The sequence below is a fragment of the Clostridium guangxiense genome (assembly GCF_021043395.1).
In the GTDB taxonomy this organism is placed as follows: Bacteria; Bacillota; Clostridia; order Clostridiales; family Clostridiaceae; genus Clostridium_S; species Clostridium_S guangxiense.
The window spans coordinates 1-17,315 of sequence record NZ_JAJNKE010000006.1 but is presented as its reverse complement, the minus strand read 5'-3'; the positions used below and the strand labels follow the sequence as shown (position 1 = coordinate 17,315).

Sequence of the window (17,315 nt, the reverse complement as noted above, 5' to 3'; positions counted from 1 at the left end):
GCCACTCACTAATATATGTTTATCGCTCTTTTTCCAACTACAACAATCAATACTTTCTTTAAATTTTCCCCATCTAGTTCTTCTTTCACCATTTTGCTTTCACTATACATTTCAAGTTGTTTTAATCCTTGCTCCTTTACTTTTTCAAGGGTATTTTTTTCATTTTCTTTTATATATTTTAACTCTATAAGCCACTGAAATTTAGTTATATCCTTTAGCTGGATTTTTCTTTTTAACATTATATATTGATAATCTAATTTATTATAGAGATGACTAGTTTTTAGTTCATGAATCACATGGGCTGACGCCCAATCTCCTGTATGTGTGTCTTCGCTTTTTATAAAATATGTGGCATCAACACCTAAAAGAGTGAGAAATATCATCTTAATATTTTTCTTTTTCCTTTATAGTAAGCATTCCAAGGTAAAATAAAAGAGATTTAAAGTTTTCTTTTTCACTGTACATAGTGTTAATATTAAATCTATCTACAAGAATGGTTGAGGTTTCACCAGTGGACATTATTTCATTTAAAGCTTCTCTATCATTGAAATTATATGCCAATTGATTAACCTTGCCATAATCTGTCTTTACATTATTATCTATCATTTCTTCTGGATATTCATTATAATCTAAATATTTATTAAGAAAATACATTGTCATGTCTGGGTTAAAAACTGATTTGCTATTTGCACTAAATTTATAGCCATTATAATATTCGGTCATATCCTTACACATCTTTTTTCTAATTTCTGTATCTTGTATGCTCATCTCAGCCATAATCCATGAAAGTTCATCTCTAGTGAACCCAAGCATAGCATTAAGATTTCTATCTAAAGTATAGTTCATAGTTATATTAAAGCCACTAGTTAAATCATCTAGCATTATAGGACTTACCCCTGTCATAAATATCCTTGAAAAATTGTCCATAGTTGCATCCTTTATGGCTTTATAAAAAACTTTAGCAAAACCTTCCCCGTGAAGTATGCTGTTATAAGTACTCTGCCTACCTCCAGTAATTAGCTCATCGGCAAAATTATCATATTCATCTATAAGAACGAAAACAGGTATATTACTTTTCCTAGAAAGATATGTTATATATTCTACCGAAGCTTCTGCAGTATTAATATTTTCAGGTATAACTTCATTTTTAAAAACATTACAATAATTTGCCAAAAATTTTTTTACCGAGTACATAACTTTTATATTAAAGCTCTTTCTTAATTCATCTTCGCCATGCCCTGCATCTATACCTGCAAAGCTGATTTTCCAAACAAGAAAACTATTCTTATCCTCTGTTGGATTTTTGCCTATATATAAATCACCAAATAGCTCCTCAAATTTATCTTTTTTATTTATATCGTAGTAATTTTCCAGCATTGATATAAACAAACTTTTTCCAAATCTTCTTGGTCTTATAAAAAATTGATATGGCGCATATCTATCTAGTATTTCAATATATGCTGTTTTATCCACATATAAATAATTCTTTTTTCTTAAAACCTGAAAATTGGAAATTCCATAGGGTACTCTTTTCAATTAAATCACCTACTTTTATCTTTATAATATTATTATACCCAATTTTTATTGGTACTTCACCTTTTTTCAGTTCACAGTAAATGTTGATTTTCTTTCGTTTCACTTCAGAAAATCTTAAATTATAAAAAAAATAGAGCTAAGAAATATAATCCTTTCTTAACCCTATTACTGTTACTCATCTTCGCTTACTAAATTAATGAGATATTGTCCATAAGCAGTTTTAGATAAAGGTTCTGCTAATTTTAAAAGCTGGTTTTTATTTATATAACCTTTTAAATAAGCTATTTCTTCAAGGCAAGCTATGTATCGTCCCTGACGGGTTTCTATGGCTTCTACAAAATTTGAGGCGCTTAAAAGGTTACTGCATGTACCAGTATCAAGCCATGCCATTCCTCTTCCAAAAAGTTCTACCTTTAATTTTCCTCTTTTTAAATACTCATTGTTTACATCTGTTATTTCAAGCTCTCCTCTTGGGGATGGTTTCACATTTTTTGCAATATTAATAACTTCATTATCATAAAAATAAAGCCCCGGAACAGCGTAATTTGACTTTGGTTTCTCTGGTTTTTCTTCTATAGATATTACATTATTGTCATCATCAAATTCTACAACCCCATAGGCTTTGGGATTTGCTACATGATAGCCAAAAATTGTAGCTTCATCTTTTCTATTTGCTGCATTTAAAAGCCTTTCTGTAAAACCATAGCCATAAAAAATGTTATCACCAAGTACAAGAGCAACGTTATCATTTCCAATGAACTTTTCTCCAACTATAAAAGCATCTGCAAGTCCTCTTGGCTTATCCTGAACTGCATATTCAAAATTAATTCCAAGCTGGCTGCCATCACCCAAAAGCTCTTTAAAGCACTCAACATCACGTGGAGTTGAAATTATGAGTATATCCTTAATTCCTGCAAGCATTAAAACCGATATAGGATAATATATCATTGGCTTATCATATATTGGAAGTATTTGCTTTGATACTGATTTTGTAAGTGGATAAAGTCTTGTACCGGACCCACCGGCGAGTACTATTCCTTTCATTATTTGACTCCTTTCCAATTCATTTGTACTTTATATAGTCTTATATTATACTTTAATTATACCTTTTAAAAAATTTGTTATCAAATTTACTGCTGTATAATTTTATTTTTTGCTTCCTTAATTCTTTCTATATCTCCTTTTTTACAAATAAAATTTATATTATCCCTTTACACAACAAGTACATCTGAAAGTTCTACAACAATATTATTTTTACTTTCTATACTTTTTATTTTTCCAACATATATATTATTTTTTACATCCCTTGCATTATATCTTTTAACTGCATACCATGTTCCTATATTATCCCATCCAAGTCACTTGGTATTACATATATATTTTCAGCTTTTTCCATTATACCGTAGTCAACAGATATATTATCAACTTTGTAATAATTTTCTTCAAGCATGTCCTCAAATTCATTTGCAGAAGCTACAGCTATTTCACTTAAAATATGGTATGTATTTGATAAATGCCTTTTTATGAGATCAATTACCGTTGAACATCTCCATATAAACATACCGCCGTTCCACAAAAAACTTCCATCTTTTAAATACTTTTTTGCTCTATCCCTATCTGGCTTTTCTACAAATCTTTCTACTTTTTTAATATTAAACTCACCTATTTTAACTTCTTCTTTTCCAAATTTTATATAACCATAATCTGTTTCTGCCCTACTTGGTTTCATGCCCAAAGTAACCACCGCATTGTTTTTACTTTTGGCAAACTCGTAGGCTGCATTAACAGTATCAAGAAATTTATCCTCGTTCACAACAAGATGATCAGATGGTAAAACAACCATATAAGCATCCTTATAACGCTTGTTTATAATAAAAGCAGACAAACCAACGCATGGTGCAGTATTCCTTCCAACGGGTTCAACTATTACATTACCTTCTGGAAGTTCTGGCAGCTGCTTTTCTAAAATATCAACATACTGTTTTCCAGTTATTACAAAATTTTTTTCAATTGGTATACGCTTTTTTAATCTTTCCACAGTCATTTGAATCATAGTTTTATCACCAAGAAGTCTTAAAAACTGCTTTGGTTTTTCATCTATTGATAATGGCCAAAATCTTTCGCCTTTTCCACCTGCCATAATTAAAGCACAAAGCATTTAAATTCACCTCGTCTATTTGAACATTTATACCTATGATAAATTTACCATATATTGTATTATGATTCAATAAGCCTTTTGAAAATCAAGTATTGGAATTAAGGAGCCAAGGTTATACATATCAAAAATTCAGAATCTTTCAAACTAACAGTATGAAACCGTCATAAAAGAATATTCAATACTTGGAGAGCTTTACACTCTGATAAAAGAATTTCATAAAATTATTTTTTCTAACAAAGCAGAGGAAATAGAGATATGGATATCTGGAGCCAAAAAGTACGATATTCCAGAATTGCAGTCCTTTCTTAAAGGAACCTGTAAAGATATAGAAGCTGTTAAAAATAGCATAATATATCAGTATAATAATGGTTTAGCAGAAGGGAGTGTGAATAAACTCAAAGTCATAAAGCGCATCATGTATGGACGTAATAGTTTTGACTATTAAAGTCTAGAATACTTTTATACGAAATGATGCGCCACTAAATCAACAAACTTTGGAAAAAACCATTCCACCGCTTACTATTAAATTAATTTTTTTAAGCACTTTTTCAAATAATACTTACTTTTTCTTTTGATACGATTTATAATTGAATATTTAAAATCATTTTTATCATTAAAATCACAATACTTTGTTACAGCGCTAAGGAATCCATTGTTCATATATTCATTCCAAAATTCATTATATTCATCAGGCTTTTCAGATGGATGTTGCAAATTTGGTTGAATACATTCACCAATATTAAATTTTTGATATACAATATCCTCTTTTATATTTTCAAAAATCCTCCTTCCTTTTTTTGTATTAAGTATCATAACAGAGCAGCCTTTGTTATCATCAAAGGTTTTATAATATTTTTCTATACCCCAAAAATCACCAATAGTTATATCTGCTATTCTATTCGTGGATGCATATGGACAATCATAACAATTTTCCCTTAATTCTAAATTACTATAAAAAATATTAGCATAATTATTGGATGAAATTAATGTGTTTTTATTATCCTTAAATGAAGAAATGGATCCACGCCAACCAGTAATTTTTTTACTTCTAAAGTTAAATTCTGAGATAATACCATACTTCTTTTTAAGATATTTATAATATTCTTTAAATATCTTCGGAGAAGGTACTCCATGACAAATCAAATCACACGTTATTAGATTCTCTGTTTTTATATTTTTTAACTTTAGAAAACTAATTAACCCATTAATATGACAAGCAGTTCCACAATACAAAACCATTAATCCTTTATTTAAGTCATTCATCACCTCTGAATATGTATTCCGCACTTCTGCCTGAACATATTTTGAGCCTTTCAAGCAATTCAATTCGCTAATATTATTAATCCTAGTATAATATACATTATATTGATCACTTTTTACACCAAATACAATACCATTATTTTTAATGACATATTCTGCAATAGAAGAAAAAGCGCCACCAGACTGACTTGCCATTCTATCTTGTTCATTTTTTCGTTTAACAGCATATATTTCTACATCCTTATTTTCTTTTTTACATATAATTTTATTATAAGGACATACTTTATCACACAATCCACAATCAATACATTTTTCTAAATCGACTATTGGTATCTTAAATCCTTTATCGTCATCTTGCATATTTATTGCAGACTTAGGACATATTGACACGCATGCGGTACAACCACAACATTCTGATTCTTTTTTATTTATAACCATAATTATTAACAAAACAGCTATTTACTTATAATACCTAGGAACTGTTTTATAACACCTTTCTGTAAATTTTTTTAATTTTTATTATTCTTTTTAAATACAGTTTTCAGTTTATGTTCTATTGTTGGTCATCATCAATGCAATCTAATATCAATAAAGCTTCCATTATTTTTTAGTTAAATTTCGAAAAATTCATAATACCACATAAAACTGAATTCTTCAAAATCAATAAATTTATCTCCTTCATAATTAAATTCAAAATCTATCCAAGCTACTTTTTCTCCTACTATATATCTTTTCATACAATCATATAAACACCAATATTTCATAAACATAATATAATCGTATTTAACTGTGTTGGAATAAGCACTTGGATAATATCTAAACTTATTCTTTCTTCGAAACAACACAAATTTTTCATATGTGTTCTCTTTCGTTTAACCAATTTTCTTTTTATTTAACGATGCTAGAATAAATCTCAGCTATATCTTTTTAAATTTTTTAACAAATATTTTTATAATATAACTTTTTTCATCATTATTTAAAAATATAATAAAATTAAATATAAACCCTATTAAGCTTAATATTATACAATTGGGAATAAAAATTAAAAAATTTTGAGCTTCTGGTAAAAGTTTTTTAACTCCCATAAAAATTAATAACATCAAACCTGTATTAAATATATATCTAAATATAATGGGATAAAATGTCTTTTTGGAAATCTTCAAACACTTAGCTGCATATACTGGTAAATATGTTAAGTACATTAATACCATAGCCATTTTACTTACTCCTGCTACAGCATAAACACCAAAAGATGTAAACTTGACAAAAATCAATACTATTATCGTATCAAAAGTACCTACAATCAACCATACTAAAGAATTTACTTTCAAATTATTTGTTAATAAAAATACACTTGTTAAAGGCGTAGCAACTCCTGAAACCAATACAGAAATTATTGATAATAATGACAGTGTATATATCATATCAATGTTTTCACTAGGAACCCATAACTTAAAGAATTCATATCCATATACAACTATACCACAAAATATCACACTTATAAAAAAGCCTGTTAATTTCATGTTTAATTTTATTTCATGTACAACAGACTTGATGTCTCCTTTAGCATAATAATAAGTTTGCTGTGGATTAAATAATGAAGTAACAGTACTCACTACAGAACTTAAAATAGTTGGAATCGTATATGCAATGGATAACTGTCCCATTGCATATGAACTTACACCTATATTACTGATCAATAAATCTAACCCATCTGATAATACCTGTGATAATTTAGTAACAGAACTCCAAATACCTGCACCAATTAACTCTTTGATTTTTTCAAGCGAGAATTCTTTAATATTGGGTTTAATATCCGGAATTAATTTCTTAGTTAGTATAAAATTATATATGAACAATACAACTGAACAAATAGTTGCTGTTATACTTATGTATGCAATATTTGTCGGTAAAAATCCAAAGAAAGCCCATAGCAATAATACCCTAATAACACTTGCTATACAATTACCCAAGCTAGATAAATATAATTTATTAGTAATAAATGTAGCAACTGAAAATACATCTGAAACAATAGTAATTAAAAAATTAATTACTACGAATTCAAATAACAATTTAACATCATTAATTAAATTGTTAGGTATGCTTATAAAAGTTTGTAAATTGGCCACTAATGGTATAGATACAATAGCAAAAGCTACTGCAATAAATATATTGGCAAATACTACTGAGTTAAAATATTTATTCGCCTCTTCATTTTTCCCCTGATAAAATTTTATAGTTATAAATCTGCCTGCCACAGAACTTAAAGCAATTGTAATTATTGTCGCATAATTAACCATATTATTTGCCAATCCAACAAAGCCATATGCTTCACTACCTGCGACTCTTACTAAATATGGAGTAAATAAAAAGCTAATTCCATAATTAATAATTGTTGATACTATACTTGCAATAAAATTTAATACAAATAACTTATTCTTACTTACTTTTTTCATAATTTATTCTCAATTTCTCTTTCAATATTTGTTTTTTTATTACTTTAAGGAATTTTTTAAAAATTCAACTGAATCATGTCTAAAATTCTCTAATCTTATGTTTACATCCGTAAAAATTACATTTTCATTAATATGTATTTGCTCATAATTCACTATATGTTGCTTTTCTAATTTCAATGCTTTTAACAAGTTGCTAATTCTTGCATTTTCTTCATAAACACAATAAAAATTTTTCTCATATAAAATTGAAAAAACTGTTCCATGAAATGAGTTAGTTACAACATATTCTGCATTCTCTATATACCATAAAAATTCAGAGGGTCCTATGTCTGCAATCTGGTTGTGACTTTCGTATTTTTTTTGCATATAATAATGTAATTCTAAAAGTTCTAATCCTGAATCTTTTGCAATTTTTTCAGCGCATCTCATCATTTCATCACTTTCAGAAACAAAATATGCAAAAACATATTTTTTATTACATAACATCTTTTTCGTTTTTATCTTTTCATAATCTTTGTAATCAATAAGTAAAGTTGGATCTAAGACAGTAGTAGCACTGCAATTACATGTTTCTGTAATAGATTTTTTTAAAGAATCTTCTCTTACGGAAATGTAATCAAATTCATGTAAACATCTCCGAAAAATATCCTTCTCATTATCTTCAATTTTTCCGCCAAACAAACTTGCTGCATAAGAAATTTTTCTTCCATTAAATTTAAAATTCAATAAATATACTGGATCTAATCCACCAGTAATCCAGCTAGTCCATACTTGATCACTTCCTACTATCAAAGCATCATAATTAGCTTTTTCTAAATCTTTAATAGTTACAACCTTAGAATCTGAATTTAATAAATACCTATAAATAAAAAAATTAAAGTTATCATTCTGCTTTTCCCAAGCTGGTTGCATATATGGTATGTTTCTTTTAAAAGACAACTTTTTCTTTAATTCTTTTGGATGTTTGAAATCTGATAAAGATATACGCACTTTTAATTTTCTTTCATATCTTTTATCAATATTACTATTTCTATAATTCACAATTTTAACATCATGTCCTAAATCACTTATCTTTTTCTTTAATGCATATGCTTGCAATACTGCTCCATAATTATGTGCATTATGAAATGTTAAAATTCCAACTTTCATTACAATCCCTCCTTTTCACTATATCATTAACTATTGCTACAAAATTATTATAATAATTAATTTCACTATATTTTTTTACATTTTCTTTTGCAGCTATTGCCATCTGTTCCATTTTATTTTTATCATTCTTTAAATTAATAATTGCTTGTGACAAATTTCTAACCAAATTTTGTTCTTTATTTACTACAATTGATGTATTATTGTCTACATATTCTACCATACCCCCAGAATTAGTCACTATAGTTGGCAAACCTGCTGCCATTCCTTCTAGTACAACCAATCCAGCAGCTTCTTCCCATATAGATGGCACGCATTGTATATTCGCAATTGATTCATACATATATATTTTTTTATTTTCAATATACCCAGTAAATCTAATCTTATTTCTATTTTGATTTACTAAATTATTTACCTCATCTAAATATTCCGATTTTGTATCTTGACTAAAATTAGGACTACCTATAATTAATAATTTGATTGCTTTATCATTAATATTAAGAATTGATTGTATTAATTCTTTTATTCCCTTGACGTCAATAATTCTTCCAACGTATAAGACTATAAAGTCATTTTTTGAAAATCCCAATTTTTTTCTAAGTTCCAATTTTTCTTTTTCTGAAATTGATTTATCAAATTTACCAATATCTATTGAATTTTTTAACACATAAGAACGGACATTTTTATTACTAGAATTCTTCAAATACTGCTTTGTGACGAAATTACTTACTCCAATAATATTTCCATATCCCTGTGAAACTTCTTTCGAAGGTAGAAAATGATGATGTACATGAATTGCCAATTGCTCAGGGTCATATATATCTAAACAAATATTCGCCAACGCCATATAATCTCCTCCCTCAGCAATTATTAAATCAAATTTATTTTTTTTATCATGTATAAATTTAGATATCTCACCATAATGCAGTTTTAATCCATTTAATTCAATTTTAAATAATTTTCGTAAAACCCTAAAAATAAAATATTTAATTTTATTTCTAATTTTTTCAGGATAAGTCCACATAAAATGTGTGTACTTGCAATTCATTTTCTTCACTAAAGCTTCAGCTTTAGAATTATATCTGCAACATATGGTTAAATCCATAAGACCATATATATTATTTAATTTTGCTAGACTTGTCATTAAGGTTTCTATTGCTCCACCACATACAGCGGGTACTGGGAACGCATTTGGTAAAACTAAACATATACTTATCAAATTTTTTTTCTCTGACATTATATTTCTCCTCTTAAAAATATATTATCAATAGTGTATCAATTTTATAATTATTTATTTGTAATATTAATAATGCATTTTACAAATTTATGAACAAGCTTGTACATTCGCGAACCAACTACAAAGGTTGTACCATTTATTTTAAATCGCAATGATGTCCTTCTACTTACTATTTTAAAATATGTTTTATTGAATTTTTTCTTTAATTCTTTATATCTTTTTTTGTTTTCATATTTTAACATATCTAAACTATCTTCTGCCAACAAAAAACATCCTATGCAATTAGATAACGTTTTTTCAGCTAACCATTGCTTTTTTATATTATAAAAATACAAACTTCTCAAAATATATGCTTCAATAACATCCATTCGTTTTAATGAAAACGGCTGCTTCATAATGCTGTTACTTCGTTGTACATAATAATAATATTTTTCGCTCATACAACTTATTTTTTTACATTGAGAAACAATTCTATGAATAATAAATTCATCTTCATGAATTTTTTTACTATCATATCTTTCGCTTTCAAATAAACTACGCTTATATAATTTATTCCATGCTACTACACAATAAACACAATTATTTGCATAATAATTTTTCCAAAATATATCTTCATCCCATATATCATCATTTCCATGGTATAATTGAGAATTTATGATATTTCCATTCTCATCTACCATCTCAATATTACTTATAACTAAGTCAGAATTATCTTGCTTTATTCTTCTATATAATGATTCAATCATATTGCACTTGATATAATCATCACTATCAACAAAAATTAAGTATTCTCCACTTGCTATATCTATTCCTGCATTTCTTGCATCTGCTAATCCACTATTCTTTTTGTGTATAACTTTAATCCTTCTATCAATACTCTTATACATTTCACATATTTGTGGACATTTATCAGGTGACCCATCATCCACTAATATTACTTCCAAGTTTTCATATGTTTGGCTTTGAATACTTTTTATACATTTTTCTAAATATATTTCAACATTATAAATTGGTACAATAACAGAAATTAAATCTTTCATAATAAATTAAATCCTTTCATATTCTTCAAGAAAGCAATATAGAAAATACACATACATGAAATGAATCTGTAAATAAAACACTAGCTAATTAATATAATCGATGAACTCACTTGGTCCTGCTCTATATCTTTTACAGATAATCTATGAATTTCCAATAACCATCTGCTATAATTTTCTACATACTTACTTGGTATTTCATCTATTCCAAAACTTGGAGCATAGGCTATCCTTTTATATGGCGGTGCAAAAGTAAGAAAATCTATTGAAGAACCATATCTAAATATTGGGTTCCATACCTGATCGCTTCCAACTATGAAATAATCAAATTCATCTGCTAAAGCTTTAGATATATTAGATTGTGATACGTGGTAGTTTGTTTCACAAATATTGTTCTTAGTAAATTCTTTAAAATCTTCAAGCCGTTTTTTTATAGAATCTTCTATATGTCCCTTATGTATCTTATACCATACTTTATCCTTTATCTTTTTACACACAATCTTAGTCGGCATATTTTTTAATTTAAAAAGTTTGGTTACTAAACTTTTTTTACTTTGACTAATATGTTCTTCACTCTCAACATCAGTAATTATTGTTTTAACTGACAAACCCATAGCTTTTAATACTTCTTGAGTTGCATAGTTTTGCAATCTATTTCCATAATTGTTATAGTCATTTATTGTTATTATAGCTGCCTTATCCATGTTACCTCCATAATATAAACTATTAATTAAGTGTAATAATTTAATTGAACATTATATATATTTTACATAAAAACATTTTAATTATTGTTTTAATTTTTTCAGTTTTTGTAAAATACCTATTTCTAAACAAAATGGAAAATTTGCTTATACATTTCATATATTTATCTGTATATGCTATAAAATTATCTTTGTCCTCTTTAATATTACTAATTTTCAAGAAATAATACACAGTACTTACTATTCTTTTTGAATAATAATATTCATATGCTTCTGATAATGTATCTTTATGAAATTTATTTATTATTTTTCCTACCATATAAATTGAGTCAATATAATCTTCAGTATTTGTGACTGTTTTACTACTAGTTGTTGATCCTTTTCTTATTACATAACTATAAAGTTCTTTATTGATAAATCTAATTTTATTTGAGTTAGCAATTAAAGCTGCAATTGTTGGAATATCTTCATATTTCATATTTCCTGGATATCTTATATTATCAAATAATGACTTCTTAAACATTTTATTCCATGAAAATCCTTCAATTGTGTTTGTAACTAAAAATCTCCTCATGCATTCTAAATTACTAATTATTTCATCATCGTTTAAAACAACATTATCATCTCTTATACGTTCTCCAAATTCATTAACATACTTATAATTACATATAACCATGTCTAAATCTTTATCGATAATCTTGTTATACATTAATTCAAACATATTTGGTTCTATATAATCATCACTATCTACAAAAGCTATATAATTTCCTCTACAAATGTCTAAGGCTGTGTTTCTTGCAACTCCCTGACCTTCATTTACTTTGTCAATTACAATTATATTATCATACTTAGATTCATAATCTTTCAATATACTTAAACTCTTGTCAGTAGAACCATCATTTACTAAAATAATTTCTATTTCATTAAATGTCTGATTTATTATGCTATCTATACATTTATTCAAATATTTTTCTGTATTATACACTGGTATTATTACACTTATCTTTATGTCCATGTATGCCTCCATAACAGTCATGCTAACGCATTATGTATTTATTCTTCATAACAAATTCGTTATTTATAGTGACCTACAACAACTTATTTTTCAGTATGCTTTTATATAAATTAAGGATTTCTATCGTATGTTTATTCATTATGTACTTAAAGTCCATTTTTAATATATTTTCATTTATTTTACATAATAACGTTCTGTCATATATTAAATCAGTAATAATCCTACCAATATCTACAGGATTCGGATTAACTATTATACCAGTTACATTATTAGTTATTATGTCTTTCATTCCAACATTATTAGTCACCATTATTGGTACTCCAAATGAAAGTGCTTCTAATCCTACAAAACCAAATGTCTCCCTACACTTACTTGGTATAACCAATAAGTCTGTATTATTAAAGATTTTTTCTAAAGAATCATAACTGTATACCCCATTTAAGCATATATTAGGGTTGATGTTAGTAAAATCATTACTATTATTTCCATATATATTTATACTCCAATTATCTATACCTTTTGTAAATAAATCATCTGCTATTTTTTTTAATAGAAAAAATCCTTTATAATCTGCTGTAGGTCCCAAATAACTTATTTTTAATTTACTCTGACAATTGAATACTTTTTTTATTCTTCTATCTCTAATATCACTATGGGAAATGTTTATAGTCTTGCCATCAACCTTTATATATTTTTCATATTCTTGTCTTGCTACATTACTATTAAAATGAATGTAATCAATTAACCTTAGAATATCCAAATAATATTGCCTTAACTTTACATATTCTTTTGATTTTTTTATATTATCTATTGCTAAATTTTTATCCACACACAAGATATCCTTATTATGATAACTCAGCGATTTATTTTTTCTAATATATTTATAAAAATTAAAAATATATTTGTTTTTCTTAATAGTCTTACAAAATGTTGATTTCTTTAAGCGAATTATCCTGCTTGATTCTGAACTATTATTACATATGCAACATTTTTTCCCATTGTTGTAATCCTTACAAACTTCATTTTTGTAATCAAATAAATTAATTTTCGGACAAATTCCAAAATAATCATGAGTTGTAAAAACAGTTTTTATGCCATAAAACTTTGAAGCCTCTATTAATTCTTTATGCAAACCCATTAATGAATGAATATGTATTATATCAGGCTTAATGCTAGCTAAAAAGTCATAGTATGTCCCTTTGTTATTACATTTTTTATAAAAGTCGCATGGAGAATTTACTCCAGCTGTAGTTACTAACTGTGGATTTAATACTTTATATACTTTAATACTTTCTATAAACCTATCAAAGACAACTTTAGTTTTACTATATAGGTTGTATTCACCTGGATATAAAATTGAAACTTCATTACCTTGGTTCATTTGTTCAAAGCTTAAATCATATGAATATTTAGGCAACCCTCCATCCCAATTCGAAGGCAACCCAACCGTATAGTGGAGTATTCTCATTATTTTTACACTCTCCTAACTGAATATCTACTTTATGCCTAATTATAGTTCTAACTTTATTATATATATTTGTAAATATATCATTATTGGGTATATTAGATACATCCATGTTTTCTTAAAGTTTTCTTAAATTATTATAGTTTTATTATTTTTCTCGGCTCCAATTACTGCTGTTCCTAAACTGTCATCAAACATCATTTTGTTGTGAATTGTTATCTAGTTCTTCACTCCTTTTAACATGATATGAATTAACAATAACAAGTCTGATTCCTAAGTTTCTAAGGAAGTCACCTAAATTAAATCAACAATTCCCTGTAGGCTATAATTCAAAAATTATACTGTCTTTTCTATGTTCAGTAGTTACTGATTGTGCTCATTCTTCAAATATTTTAAAGCCTTCTAAAGTGTTTTCAAAAGATTGTATTTTACTTAGTTCTATGCCTCTGTAATCAAAAGTCCTTGCAAATTGAACTTTCTTTCCAATATCAATTCCTATAACTAAAGTTTTTTCTGTAATTGACATAATCTTTTCATTTTGTTTATAAATTCATATTGAGTATCTCCACCAATAACTATTAATTAGGGATAAGGCTTGCAATTCCTTATATCCCGTATTTTATCAGTATGTGATCTTTTTCAAAGTTCATTTTACTTTATAACAGGAATGCTTCTTATTAAAACATACTGAAAAATGATTATTATCATTGTTTTTTATAATTAATTGATACTAAAACTAGTATCCAAAATATAAAGCTATCTATATAACTATTTGTAAAAAAATGACTTTCAAATACTGAATAATACAATTGTGCTATGAATAAACTTTTAGTAAAAGTACTAAGTAATGTATTCTTACTGTTTTTAAAAATATAGTAAGCTACAATAATAATAAATATTATAGATAGAGTTAATCCTACAAAACCGCAAGTTATTAACATATATAAATACCAACTATCTAGATATGGAGTTCCTCCATACATCATATAAAGAGCAGGCCAATAGGCTCCTATTCCAAATAGTTGTTTGTTATACGAAAACAGTATTGGTATATTAATCGTATAATTTGATAACCTGTTAGTATCATTAATGATATAAGATAAATCTATATTTTTAAAATATTTTATAAGTTCACTACAAAAAACCATAAAGAATATAAGCCATAAAAATTTCAAAAACCATGATAGATATTTTCTTTTTTTTAGATTTTTCTTAAATTCTATCGTAAAAAATATTAGCAAAAATAGAACTAGTGATGTTATTGCTGCACGTGAAGCTGTTGATACAAGTACAACTGTAATTATGAAATTTAGTATTAACATCGTTATATTAAAAATAAGATTATTATATGACTTGCACTTAAATATATAAAAAGACAAAATTAATGAAATGTAACATATTAATCCCATAGTGTTATAGTGACTTAATCCATAACTATTTCTATATCTGCTTGTATTGTTAAAAATCGACATTATCTGTCTTACACCTTCAAAATTATCAAAGTTACTAAAATATGTATATAAAGTAAAAATAGAGATTATCAAATACGTTATTAGAATAATTTTATTTTCACATTTTTTGTTAGCTACATAGGATGTTATTAAACATATACTCACTATTACTATAAAGTTTTTAATTACAACTTTTAACGATTCACCCACATACCAGTAATTGATGTTTAATAATTGATATACCACAAATAATAAAAGCATATAAATAAAAATTATCCTTATATTTTTATTGCTTAAAACTTTTATCTTATTTCTAACGTTAAATAAAAACAGTAAAGATATTAATATGCACAAAGATATTATCCATATTAAGCTAAACGTATTATTATTATCATTAATAAGTAGTAATAAATAAGAAATACATACCATTATGTAACTTATATCCACTAAAAGCATTATTGTTCCTCTCTTTACTAATTTATTCTTTATAATATACATTAAAATTTAAACATATGCTTTGCAATTATAAAAATTTTAATATAAATCATACAAAATTTATTAATTACAGATTTTAAATAAAAAGTACATTTTCATTTGCATAAGCACTTCTTTTATAACACCTTATATTTATGTGCATCCATTATACCTTGAATTATTGCCATAGCTTTGCTAAATTGAAATTTAATTATGTACATAATTATTTTAATGAATCTTGAAGTAAAAAAAAACACATTAGATAAAAAAAAGTTAGACTTCTTAACTCTTTCTCTATACCTCTTCATAAAAATAAGTCTATTTCTAGTACACCATCTTATTGAAAAGGATGACTGTTTTCCGCCACCTGATGTTCCCACCTTATGGTATATTATTGATTTAGGATTGTATACTATGTCATATTTGTTTTCACTTACTTTAACACAAAAATCAACATCCTCAAAATACATAAAATAATCTTCTGGCAACATCCCAACTTCTTCAAAGACTTCCTTTTTTATTAACATACAGCAGCCAGTCACAAAATCACATTTTATTTCTTGTTCACATATATTATCTTTCTCTATTACAAAATGTTCACCAATAAATTTAAACCAGTTAATCCTTCCACCGCAGTACCATATTTTGTCTTTTTGCGGAAAATTCATTATTTTGCATCCAACTATTCCGGCATTTTTATTGGTTGAAAATGATTTTACCATATACCCTAAAAAATCTTTTTGTACTAATGTATCGTTATTCAATAAAAGTATGTATTGTGCACCATCTTTCAATGCATACTGTATTCCAATATTATTTCCACCTGCAAATCCCAAATTATGATTAGATTTTAAAATAATAGTATTATTTAATTCAGAACTAATTTTTTCTAAAGAATTATTCGTAGAAGCATTGTCCACTATAATTATTTTAAAATTAGAATAAGAAATTTTTTTCAAACTATGCACACACTCAATTGTATCCTTATATCCGTTGTAATTTACCAATATTATATATACAATAGGCATTCCTTATCAGCCATCCTTTATTAAAGTATAGTAATATCTATATACTAGATATTTTAATTATAAAAATAATCCTAATAACCTGTCTAAACCCTTTTTATTTTTAAAACTTTCACTAAGTAATTTAGAAAAATCGCCAAAGCTATTATCGTTAATTTCATAACAGTCTAATATTCTTTTTTTACTTTTCATGCCATTTAGTGCTCCTTTTAGAATTCCATGTAACTTTTCAGGAATATATTGAGGTTCGCACCAAAATTTAGCAACAATATTAATAATCCTCCTTGTATAATGTAGTCATAACATTCGATAGAAAACTATCATGATTCCTAACGAACATTAAAACTCATATCT

15 protein-coding genes and 2 pseudogenes are annotated in these 17,315 nt (G+C 26.5%); 1 reads left to right on the top strand and 16 read right to left on the bottom strand.

Going from position 1 to position 17,315, the window contains the following annotated elements; translation table 11 throughout:
• Positions 1-8: 8 nt before the first annotated feature.
• From LQK79_RS06160 to LQK79_RS06150, 3 genes and pseudogenes are all read right to left on the bottom strand, one after another.
• Positions 9-1,536: pseudogene (locus tag LQK79_RS06160) on the bottom strand (AAA family ATPase).
• Positions 1,537-1,707: 171 nt separating this feature from the next.
• Positions 1,708-2,580 carry a glucose-1-phosphate thymidylyltransferase RfbA gene (rfbA, locus tag LQK79_RS06155; protein ID WP_231015940.1) on the bottom strand — a complete coding sequence of 291 codons (873 nt, stop codon included), beginning with the start codon at positions 2,578-2,580 and terminating at the stop codon, positions 1,708-1,710.
• Between the two features lie 86 nt (positions 2,581-2,666).
• Positions 2,667-3,694: pseudogene (locus LQK79_RS06150) on the bottom strand (mannose-1-phosphate guanylyltransferase).
• Between the two features lie 163 nt (positions 3,695-3,857).
• On the opposite strand from LQK79_RS06150, the gene LQK79_RS21185 reads away from it, so the two are divergent.
• Positions 3,858-4,139, top strand: a complete 282-nt coding sequence (locus LQK79_RS21185) for a transposase (protein ID WP_407928524.1) — start codon at positions 3,858-3,860, stop codon at positions 4,137-4,139.
• 77 nt (positions 4,140-4,216) lie between these two features.
• On the opposite strand, the gene LQK79_RS06145 is transcribed toward LQK79_RS21185, so the two are convergent.
• The 13 genes from LQK79_RS06145 to LQK79_RS20835 form a co-directional block, all read right to left on the bottom strand.
• On the bottom strand, positions 4,217-5,392 hold the full coding sequence (locus LQK79_RS06145) for a Coenzyme F420 hydrogenase/dehydrogenase, beta subunit C-terminal domain (protein WP_231015939.1): 1,176 nt from the start codon (positions 5,390-5,392) through the stop codon (positions 4,217-4,219).
• A 173-nt stretch (positions 5,393-5,565) separates the two neighbouring features.
• Positions 5,566-5,691 (bottom strand): hypothetical protein, encoded by a 126-nt coding sequence (locus LQK79_RS20840; RefSeq protein WP_269144066.1) that lies wholly within the window; start codon positions 5,689-5,691, stop codon positions 5,566-5,568.
• A 180-nt stretch (positions 5,692-5,871) separates the two neighbouring features.
• Positions 5,872-7,410 carry a lipopolysaccharide biosynthesis protein gene (locus LQK79_RS06140; RefSeq protein WP_231015938.1) on the bottom strand — a complete coding sequence of 513 codons (1,539 nt, stop codon included), beginning with the start codon at positions 7,408-7,410 and terminating at the stop codon, positions 5,872-5,874.
• Positions 7,411-7,449: 39 nt separating this feature from the next.
• Positions 7,450-8,559 (bottom strand): polysaccharide pyruvyl transferase family protein, encoded by a 1,110-nt coding sequence (locus LQK79_RS06135; protein ID WP_231015937.1) that lies wholly within the window; start codon positions 8,557-8,559, stop codon positions 7,450-7,452.
• Positions 8,531-9,793 carry a glycosyltransferase family 4 protein gene (locus LQK79_RS06130; RefSeq protein ID WP_231015936.1) on the bottom strand — a complete coding sequence of 421 codons (1,263 nt, stop codon included), beginning with the start codon at positions 9,791-9,793 and terminating at the stop codon, positions 8,531-8,533. Before LQK79_RS06130 ends, LQK79_RS06135 begins: the two co-directional genes overlap by 29 nt.
• A gap of 50 nt (positions 9,794-9,843) precedes the next feature.
• Positions 9,844-10,833, bottom strand: coding sequence for a glycosyltransferase family 2 protein (locus LQK79_RS06125; RefSeq protein ID WP_231015935.1), 990 nt, complete (start codon positions 10,831-10,833; stop codon positions 9,844-9,846).
• 80 nt (positions 10,834-10,913) lie between these two features.
• Positions 10,914-11,534, bottom strand: a complete 621-nt coding sequence (locus LQK79_RS06120; protein ID WP_231015934.1) for a polysaccharide pyruvyl transferase family protein — start codon at positions 11,532-11,534, stop codon at positions 10,914-10,916.
• A gap of 40 nt (positions 11,535-11,574) precedes the next feature.
• Positions 11,575-12,546 carry a glycosyltransferase gene (locus LQK79_RS06115; protein ID WP_231015933.1) on the bottom strand — a complete coding sequence of 324 codons (972 nt, stop codon included), beginning with the start codon at positions 12,544-12,546 and terminating at the stop codon, positions 11,575-11,577.
• Positions 12,547-12,619: 73 nt separating this feature from the next.
• The gene (locus LQK79_RS06110) at positions 12,620-14,014 is read right to left on the bottom strand and encodes a glycosyltransferase (RefSeq protein ID WP_231015932.1); all 1,395 of its coding nucleotides are present in this window, start codon (positions 14,012-14,014) and stop codon (positions 12,620-12,622) included.
• 373 nt (positions 14,015-14,387) lie between these two features.
• Complete coding sequence (locus tag LQK79_RS06105; protein WP_231015931.1) at positions 14,388-14,537, bottom strand: hypothetical protein; 150 nt, start codon at positions 14,535-14,537, stop codon at positions 14,388-14,390.
• Between the two features lie 178 nt (positions 14,538-14,715).
• Positions 14,716-15,333, bottom strand: coding sequence for a hypothetical protein (locus tag LQK79_RS06100; protein ID WP_231015930.1), 618 nt, complete (start codon positions 15,331-15,333; stop codon positions 14,716-14,718).
• Between the two features lie 740 nt (positions 15,334-16,073).
• Entirely contained in the window at positions 16,074-16,964 is an 891-nt protein-coding gene (locus tag LQK79_RS06095) for a glycosyltransferase family 2 protein (RefSeq protein ID WP_269144064.1), read from the bottom strand.
• Between the two features lie 57 nt (positions 16,965-17,021).
• Complete coding sequence (locus LQK79_RS20835) at positions 17,022-17,153, bottom strand: hypothetical protein (RefSeq protein ID WP_269144063.1); 132 nt, start codon at positions 17,151-17,153, stop codon at positions 17,022-17,024.
• Positions 17,154-17,315: the final 162 nt, after the last annotated feature.

What these genes read in the sequence shown, in the direction of transcription:
- LQK79_RS20840 (WP_269144066.1), bottom strand. Translation starts at nt 5,691, where the DNA reads ATGAAAAGATATATAGTAGGAGAAAAAGTAGCTTGGATAGATTTTGAA.
- LQK79_RS06135 (WP_231015937.1), bottom strand. Translation starts at nt 8,559, where the DNA reads ATGAAAGTTGGAATTTTAACATTTCATAATGCACATAATTATGGAGCA.
- LQK79_RS06130 (WP_231015936.1), bottom strand. Translation starts at nt 9,793, where the DNA reads ATGTCAGAGAAAAAAAATTTGATAAGTATATGTTTAGTTTTACCAAAT.
- LQK79_RS20835 (WP_269144063.1), bottom strand. Translation starts at nt 17,153, where the DNA reads ATGAAAAGTAAAAAAAGAATATTAGACTGTTATGAAATTAACGATAAT.
- LQK79_RS06145 (WP_231015939.1), bottom strand. Translation starts at nt 5,392, where the DNA reads ATGGTTATAAATAAAAAAGAATCAGAATGTTGTGGTTGTACCGCATGC.
- LQK79_RS06105 (WP_231015931.1), bottom strand. Translation starts at nt 14,537, where the DNA reads ATGTCAATTACAGAAAAAACTTTAGTTATAGGAATTGATATTGGAAAG.
- LQK79_RS06140 (WP_231015938.1), bottom strand. Translation starts at nt 7,410, where the DNA reads ATGAAAAAAGTAAGTAAGAATAAGTTATTTGTATTAAATTTTATTGCA.
- LQK79_RS06100 (WP_231015930.1), bottom strand. Translation starts at nt 15,333, where the DNA reads ATGTTAATACTAAATTTCATAATTACAGTTGTACTTGTATCAACAGCT.
- LQK79_RS06115 (WP_231015933.1), bottom strand. Translation starts at nt 12,546, where the DNA reads ATGGACATAAAGATAAGTGTAATAATACCAGTGTATAATACAGAAAAA.
- rfbA (WP_231015940.1), bottom strand. Translation starts at nt 2,580, where the DNA reads ATGAAAGGAATAGTACTCGCCGGTGGGTCCGGTACAAGACTTTATCCA.
- LQK79_RS06110 (WP_231015932.1), bottom strand. Translation starts at nt 14,014, where the DNA reads ATGAGAATACTCCACTATACGGTTGGGTTGCCTTCGAATTGGGATGGA.
- LQK79_RS06125 (WP_231015935.1), bottom strand. Translation starts at nt 10,833, where the DNA reads ATGAAAGATTTAATTTCTGTTATTGTACCAATTTATAATGTTGAAATA.
- LQK79_RS06095 (WP_269144064.1), bottom strand. Translation starts at nt 16,964, where the DNA reads ATGCCTATTGTATATATAATATTGGTAAATTACAACGGATATAAGGAT.
- LQK79_RS06120 (WP_231015934.1), bottom strand. Translation starts at nt 11,534, where the DNA reads ATGGATAAGGCAGCTATAATAACAATAAATGACTATAACAATTATGGA.